The organism is Clostridium oryzae, assembly GCF_002029235.1.
Lineage (GTDB): Bacteria > Bacillota > Clostridia > Clostridiales > Clostridiaceae > Clostridium_AE > Clostridium_AE oryzae.
This window is the reverse complement of record NZ_MZGV01000052.1, coordinates 18585-27062: the sequence shown is the minus strand read 5'-3', so window position 1 is coordinate 27062 and position 8478 is coordinate 18585. Positions and strand designations below refer to the sequence as shown.

5 protein-coding genes and 1 rRNA gene are annotated in these 8478 nt (G+C 32.9%); 1 reads left to right on the top strand and 5 read right to left on the bottom strand.

Annotated elements, in window-relative coordinates; genetic code table 11:
• The 3 genes from CLORY_RS17480 to CLORY_RS17470 form a co-directional block, all read right to left on the bottom strand.
• Nucleotides 1-131 (bottom strand): 16S ribosomal RNA (locus CLORY_RS17480); the annotation flags it as partial.
• An 842-nt stretch (nucleotides 132-973) separates the two neighbouring features.
• Nucleotides 974-2071: a 6-phosphofructokinase gene (locus CLORY_RS17475; RefSeq protein WP_079426856.1), complete on the bottom strand. Its 1098-nt coding sequence runs from the start codon at nucleotides 2069-2071 to the stop codon at nucleotides 974-976.
• Between the two features lie 171 nt (nucleotides 2072-2242).
• Nucleotides 2243-3091: an undecaprenyl-diphosphate phosphatase gene (locus CLORY_RS17470; RefSeq protein WP_079426854.1), complete on the bottom strand. Its 849-nt coding sequence runs from the start codon at nucleotides 3089-3091 to the stop codon at nucleotides 2243-2245.
• 240 nt (nucleotides 3092-3331) lie between these two features.
• Between CLORY_RS17470 and CLORY_RS17465 the strand changes: the two genes are divergently transcribed.
• Nucleotides 3332-4504 carry a CapA family protein gene (locus tag CLORY_RS17465; protein WP_079426852.1) on the top strand — a complete coding sequence of 391 codons (1173 nt, stop codon included), beginning with the start codon at nucleotides 3332-3334 and terminating at the stop codon, nucleotides 4502-4504.
• Between the two features lie 243 nt (nucleotides 4505-4747).
• On the opposite strand, the gene galE is transcribed toward CLORY_RS17465, so the two are convergent.
• Nucleotides 4748-5734 (bottom strand): UDP-glucose 4-epimerase GalE, encoded by a 987-nt coding sequence (galE, locus tag CLORY_RS17460; protein WP_079426850.1) that lies wholly within the window; start codon nucleotides 5732-5734, stop codon nucleotides 4748-4750.
• Nucleotides 5735-5823: 89 nt separating this feature from the next.
• A complete protein-coding gene (gene clpB, locus CLORY_RS17455; RefSeq protein WP_079426848.1) occupies nucleotides 5824-8433 on the bottom strand; it encodes an ATP-dependent chaperone ClpB in 2610 nt (869 codons plus the stop codon).
• Nucleotides 8434-8478 lie beyond the last annotated feature (45 nt).

Genomic DNA, 8478 nt, shown 5'->3' with positions numbered 1-8478 from the left:
CCCTCTATGAGGCAGGTTACCCACGTGTTACTCACCCGTCCGCCGCTAGAGACCGAAGTCTCTCGCTCGACTTGCATGTGTTAGGCACGCCGCCAGCGTTCGTCCTGAGCCAGGATCAAACTCTCAAATTAAAAGTTTGTCTTGCTCTTACTTACTTTATCTCAAGTATCTCTTTCGAGATCTCTCAGAATTGCCGGTTTATTTTAACAAATTTCTTTGTCTTACCTTTTTCTCTGTTCAATTTTCAAAGACCATGTTCATCAAATTATAAACTTTGCATTACTTCGTCAACTTCGTCGCTGCAGTGCTCATTTGCATCAGCAAACTCCGCTCCTCACTCCTTATTTCCTTGTCCTGCTCGTTTCTAATTTGATTCAAGTGAATTCTAAACTTTAATTACATTTTTATAACTCACTTGCTGCTTTCCGTAGCTGATTTGTTTGCCTATCGTTACGCAGCTATTTAATAATATCATCTTTGTATCTACATGTCAACAATATTTTTAAGAATATTGTAAAAAATTTTGTTATAAATCTTTTTTCACCCTATTCATATGCAAAATACCTGACATAATAGGTTAAGCATTTAAAATAAGCGATTATAATATAATATCTGCCAACTTACTTACAAAAATACTAGATTTAAAACCATCATAGCTTTAATAATCTTATTACTCTACTTATTTCTTCAAGTGCTAGACAGTTTTCATATATTAACATGCATATATCTCCATGTCAATATATTTTTAAAATAATAATACTTTTATTATATTGCTTCTGTTGCCTTCTTCTCTTAATCCATTAGCTTCAGAATATATTACTGTTTCTTTATTTAAGGACTATCTTTTTTGCTTTATATAAAAGTATCTTATCATTAGCCAAAAGTTATCTATAATAGGCAAAAACATAATTTCCTAAAGAGTAAACTAAAATAACTGGCAGTTATATAACTGCCAGTTATTTTCCTAGCTATATTAATCTCCGAAAGATATTCCAATCTTCTTTGCAATTTGAACAAGTTCACCATTCGGATCAACGTTTTTATTATTTCCAATAACTTCTTCCAAGCTTACATATGATATTTCATCACCTTTTAGGCGTACCATATTTCCGAACTTACCTTCATTAATAAGATCTGCTGCTGCTACACCATATCTTGTAGAAAGTATTCTATCAAATGTAGAAGTTATACCACCTCTTTGAATATGTCCAAGAACTGTACTTCTTACTTCATGATCCTTAATAATCTTCTCAAGATCGTATGCAAGCTTATTAGCAATTCCACCTAATCTTATAGGATCTGGACTATCTTCAACTATTTTGCTTACAACTACTTCTCCATCCTTCGATTTTGCACCTTCTGCTACAACAATTATGCTGAACAGTTTTCCACTTTTCTCTTCTTGTCTTATTTTATCCACTATTTTATCTATATCGTAAGGTATTTCTGGTAAAAGAATAACATCGGCAGCTCCAGCAATTCCTGATTCTAGAGCTATCCATCCTGCGTTCCTCCCCATAACTTCACATAATATAATTCTATGGTGGGATTCTGCAGTCGTATGTAATCTATCCAGAGCCTCCGTAGCAACTTCAATAGCAGTATTAAATCCAAATGTTACATCAGTAGCAGCTAAATCGTTGTCAATAGTCTTTGGAACTCCTATTACTTTAACTCCTTTTCTTGCAAAGTCCCTTGCACTAGTAAGTGTACCATCTCCACCAATTACTACTAGAGCATCTACACCTTCTTTTCTCATATTCTCAACTGCTGTATCTGATACGTCCTTTTTAACTGTCTTACCATTTTCCTCAACACTGTAATCGAATAGATTATCTTTATTAGAACTATAAAGAATAGTTCCTCCTTTAGCCAGTATTCCTGATACACTATCTAAATCTAAATTTACAAAATCATTATTATACAATCCTCTATAGCCAAATTTATATCCAATCACTTCGTAGCCATACTGTAGTATAGCTGTTCTTGTAACAGCTCTAATAACTGCATTTAATCCTGAGCAGTCTCCACCTCCAGTAAGTAATGCAATTTTTTTAATTGAATTTGACATATATTCAATCCCTCCAAGCCCATTTTTTTTAATTATACACTGTAAACTTTTAAATTTGAACATAGTTATTTATGTTTTTCTATTTTCACAAATATGCGTCTTATTTACCAAATTGTATAACACATTTCCAATAATAAAACGATTTATGAATAATATAATGTATAATTAAACTTAATATACAGCAAAAGAAATTGTTTTTGTTAACAATAATATTATTAGTATTATAGCAATTAATATTCTATAAAATGCAAAAATTCTCATTGGCTTTCGTTTTAAAAATGCTATAAAACTATCTACTACTACCAATGCAACTAAAAAAGCTATTATAAATCCTATTATTAATGCTACAGTTGTATTTAGATTAAAATTTATATTATTTCCATCTAAAATAGCATCCTTTAACTTAAGCCCAGTAGCAGCTACCATTGTAGGTATAGCAAGAAAAAATGAAAATTCTGATGCGGATACATTATTGAGTCCAGTAAACCATCCTCCCATAATTGTTGATGCTGATCTTGACATCCCTGGCCACATTGCCAAACATTGAAAAAAGCCTATTACTAAAGCTTGTTTTGGCTTAACATCCTCTATACGTTTTATTTTAGCTTTACGCCTATATTTTTTTTCCATAAACAGCATAAGAAATGCTCCTACAAGTAAAGCTAATATAACCGTAACTGGTTTCATTAAATATTTATCAATAACATCATTTAATAAAAGTCCTATGACTGCAGATGGTAAAAATGCGATAATTATCGTTGTCCACAATTTAAGTCCATAATCTTTAAATTCAATCAATGAACGTTTTATCTTTTTCCAATACAAATATACTATAGCTAAAATAGCTCCTAACTGTATAACAATCATGAACATATTGGAATATTCAGTTCCATATGGTTTATTGAAACCTATAAGGTTTCCAACTATTATCATATGACCTGTTGAAGATATTGGTAAAAATTCAGTTATACCTTCCACAATTCCTATCAATGCAGCTTTGAATAAAAATAACCAATCCATTATCAATGCCCCTCTCCCACCATTATCTCTTTCTATATATCATTCTACCAAATAGCTGCACCAAATTCTACTAACTACTATATGTATCGCATTTTTTATATTTTTTTACCGCGCACGCAAACTCACAATTGTAAAATATTGATATATAATTTACAATAAGATAGAGGCTTTTATTATTTAAGCATACTAATAAAAATAAGCAATATTATATATAAATTTGATTTTGGAGTTGATAATACTATGTCAAATTTTAAATCTCCTAAGTTTAAGTATGTTATTCTATTGTTATCGTTAATTTTACTTCTTATTTCCTGCACAACGCTTTATATATACATCCGTACAAATTCCTATAAAAAAACACATTCTATATCCTCTAATTTAACCACTTCAAACAGCATAAAAAACACTAAAGCACATGCTAAAAGCAATTTTATAGCTAAAACTGGTGTAAATAAATTAGAACATAAAGCATTACCTAAAACCACTAAAATTACAATAAGTGCTGTTGGAGATTGTACAATAGGTACAGACCCAAAATTCAACCAATCAACCTCCTTACCAGCAGTAGTTAAGCGAAACGGAAATAGTAAATATTATCTTTTCAAAAATGTACGATCTATTTTCAGAAAAGATAATATAACCATAGCCAACCTTGAAACTACATTCACTACTTCAAATAATAGGCAGATAAAAAAATTCACTTTTAAGGGGAATCCAGCTTTTGCAGCTTCAATACCAACGGCTTCTATTGATGGAGTAAACATTTCTAATAACCATATACATGATTTCGGAGTTCAGGGATTTAAAGATACTATTTCAACACTAAAAAAGTTTAAGATTCCATATTTCGGTGAAGGTAATGTGTGGGAAACAAAGTACAAAAATATAAGAATAGCATTCTTAGGGTACACCGGCTGGTCAAATAGCCCTTCATTTCTACGTAAGTTGACATCAGATATTCGTAAGTATAAATCAAGAGAAGATATTGTTATTGTTACTTTCCATTGGGGTATTGAGCGTACATATACTCCTAATTCAACTCAAAGAAGTATTGCGCACACAGCTATAGATGCTGGAGCCACATTAGTTATAGGACACCATCCGCATGTACTTCAAAGCGTTGAACAATACAAAGGAAAATATATTTGTTACAGCCTTGGTAATTTCTGCTTTGGTGGTAATAGTAATCCACCCGATAAAGACACGATGATTTTTCAAACAAGGCTTACATTCAAAGATAAAAAACTTATTACTAACAAGATTAGAGTAATTCCTTGCAGTATTTCCTCTGTAAGCGGTTATAATAATTACTGTCCAACTCCGCTAAGCGGCTATAATAAAAAAAGAGTATTGAGTAAGATAAATAGACTTAATATACATATGAAGTTTAAATTAGGAACAAAGTTTAAATAGAAAAGGAAATGTTGTGGCACTACGGAGATTGATCCGCTCACTAAGCACTTGTAACACAAATTTTATGCAAATTTGCTGACAATTGCTAAATTCACTCTATATCTCCTTCGTGCCACAACATTTTCTATGCCCTGACTCTTAATGTTCACAAAATACTTTTATTATATTGCTTCTGTTGCCTTCTTCTCTTAATTCGTTAACTTCAGAATATATTACCGTTTCTTTTTTTAAGTTAAATTACGCTTATTCTTCATAGCCATTTGGATGACTTAAATGCCATTTCCAAGCGCTGTCAATAATAGTTTCCAATGAGTTATACTTTGGTTTCCAGCCCAATTCTTTCATAGCTTTTTCGGATGATGCTATGAGTATAGCTGGATCTCCTGCTCTTCTAGGCGCAACCTCAGCCTTTATTGGTTTTCCAGTTACTTTTCTTGCAGCTTCAACTACTTCTTTTACAGAAAATCCTTTTCCATTTCCTAAATTAAATATTCTGCTTTCTCCACCTTTTCTCATCCTATTTAATGCCAAAAGATGAGCATTAGCAAGATCCATTACATGAACATAATCTCTTACACAGGTTCCATCCTCTGTTTTATAGTCATCACCAAACATCATTATTTTTTCTCTTTTTCCAAGAGCCACCTGCAATATGATTGGAATCAAATGACTTTCAGGATTATGATCTTCACCTATTTTACCTGATAAGTGCGCACCTGCAGCATTAAAATATCTAAGTGCTGTGTATTTTATTCCATAAGCATTGTCACACCACTTAAATATCTTCTCAACAGTAAGCTTTGATTCTCCATAAGGATTAGTTGGAAATGTTCTGTCACTTTCTTTTATAGGAACACTTTCTGGTTCTCCATAAGTAGCTGCAGTTGATGAAAATACTATATATTTTACGCCATAGTCTTTCATCGCTTCTAATAAACTGATAGTCCCGCCTACATTATTGTTAAAATATTTTAGAGGTTCAGTTACACTTTCACCTACTAATGAATCCGCTGCAAAATCTATAACAGCTTCAATTTTATTTTCTGTAAATACTTTATCTAATATTTTTCTATCTCTTAAGTCACCAATATAAAGTTTTTTTCCTTCTATAGCTTTCTTGTGACCTTTTTGCAAGTTATCTAGCACAACTACTTCTTCGCCGTTTTCAACAAGCTCAGCTACCATATGACTACCTATATAGCCGGCTCCTCCACAAATCAATATTGCCATATTTAATTCCTCCTTTAGAAAACCTTTTCTATATTATACCACAAAAACTCAAAAAAATAAATTATTTTTTTGAGTTTTTATTTTTTGATTTATTTGTCATTTGATACTTTTATTTCTATTTGTCCATTATTACTGCCTATAACCATATGACAGCCATCGTACACTTCACCGGCGATAATTTTCTTTGCTATATCTGTCTCTAATGTATTTTCTATATATCTTCTCATAGGTCTTGCACCATAAATAGGATCATAACCTTCACTGATCATAATCTCTTTTGCAGCATCTGTAACAGTTATAGATATATTTCTTTCACTAAGTCTTACTGCAAACTCGTTAATAAACAAATCTATTATCTTTTTAATAGCATCGGCTCCAAGAGGCTTAAATAATATAATATCATCAAGTCTATTAAGGAATTCAGGTTTAAATCTATCTTTAAGTTCGTCCATAACCTGTTCCCTTATTTCATCATCAATGCTATCCTTCTCTGTATTTTCAAGTAAATAATCGCTTCCTATGTTTGAAGTCATAATAATTATCGTATTCTTGAAGTCTATCAAATTACCCTTATTATCAGTAAGTCTTCCATCATCTAAAACTTGAAGGAATATATTAAAAACATCATCATGAGCCTTTTCAATCTCATCGAATAAAATAACGCTATAGGGACTTCTTCTTACCGCCTCAGTAAGCTGTCCTCCCTCTTCATAGCCGACATATCCGGGAGGCGCTCCTATTAATCTTGACACAGAGTATTTTTCCATATACTCGGACATATCAATTCTTATAATATTCTTTTCACTATCAAATAGAGTATTTGCAAGCGTCTTTGCAAGTTCAGTTTTTCCAACCCCTGTTGGTCCTAGGAATATAAAAGAACCTATTGGTTTTTTATTATCCTTAATTCCAGCTCTAGCTCTTATGACACAGTTTGTAACTGACTTTACGGCCTCTTCCTGCCCAATTACCCTCTTTGATAACTGATCTTCCAATTTTAATAACTTAACCTTTTCGCCCTCTTGAAGTTTAGTTACGGGAATTCCAGTCCACTTAGATACAATATCCGCTATTTCTTCTTCTGTAACTTCCTCCTTTAACAAGGCACCTTCATAATTTTCCTTAAGCTGTTTCTCCTTTTCCTCAATATCGCTTTCAAGTTTAGGTATAACACCGTATTTATATTCGGCAACCTTGTTTAATTCATAATTTCTCTCGTACTGTTCCAAGTCCCCTCTTGCTTCATCCAGCTTTTCTTTTAATTCTCTTATGTCTTTTATAAACGATTTTTCTTTCTCATATTTTGCCGTCATCTCAGCATCTTTTTCTTTCAAGTTGCTAAGTTCCTTTTCAAGATTTCTTAGTCTTTCCTGTGATGCAAAATCATTTTCTTTAGATAGTGTTTCCTTTTCGATTTCAAGTTGAAATACTTTTCTTTTAACTGCATCTAATTCAGATGGCATACTATCTATATCGGATCTTATCATCGCGCCTGCTTCATCAATAAGATCTATTGCCTTATCCGGGAGAAATCTATCGGTTATATATCGATCAGAAAGCTTAGCTGCAGAAACGATAGCTGAGTCATGTATTCTTATCCCATGATGAATTTCAAATCGCTCTTTTAGCCCTCTAAGAATAGATATTGTATCTTCCACTGTAGGCTGCTCTACCGTTACAGGCTGAAATCTTCTTTCCAATGCTTTATCTTTCTCTATATATTTTCTATATTCATCAAACGTAGTAGCACCGATACAATGAAGTTCCCCTCTTGCAAGCATAGGTTTTATTATGTTGCCAGCATCCATGGCGCCGTCACCTTTTCCTGCACCAACTATTGTATGAATTTCATCTATAAAAAGAATAATCTTTCCTTCACTTTTTTCTACTTCTTTTAAGACTGCCTTAAGTCTTTCCTCAAATTCACCCCTGAATTTTGCTCCAGCAATTAATGAACCCATATCCAAAGAAAAGATAATCTTGTTCTTCAATCCTTCAGGCACATCTCCCCTGACAATTCGCTCAGCAAGTCCTTCAACTATAGCTGTTTTACCCACACCAGGTTCACCTATAAGTATAGGATTATTCTTAGTTCTTCTAGAAAGAATTCTTATCGCTCTTCTTATCTCATCATCTCTTCCAATAACGGGATCAAGTTTATGTTTTTTAGCATCCTCTACAAGATTCCTTCCAAACTTAACAAGTGCTTCATACGTTCCCTCCGGATCCTGGCTCTCAACTCTCTGATTTCCTCTAATAGACTTTAATGTTTCAAGAAAAGCAGTTTTATTAACACCATATTGTGCTAATATTTGCCCAGTACTGCCTTTCTTATCAACATCCATTATAGAAATCATAAGATGTTCAACACTTATATACATATCCTTGAAATCATTAGCTATGTCACTAGCTTTAACGAGTACCTCTTCTATTTTTCTAGTAGCATACACACTGCTTGCACCAGCAGCATCACCCAGTACTTTAGGCATTCCGTCAAGCACTTTCTTTGTACTATTTCTCATAGCCTCAACATTGGTTGACATTTTGCCTAAGACATTTGGTATGAGACCTTCATCATCACTAATGAGCGCATAAAACAAATGTATGACATCTACCTGCTGATGATTAAACTTAACAGCAGCTGCCTGTGCATCTGATAGAGCCTGTTGAACTTTTACTGTCATTTTATCTATATTCATACCATAATCATCCTCTCACTTTTCCTATATATCTTTCTTTTTAAT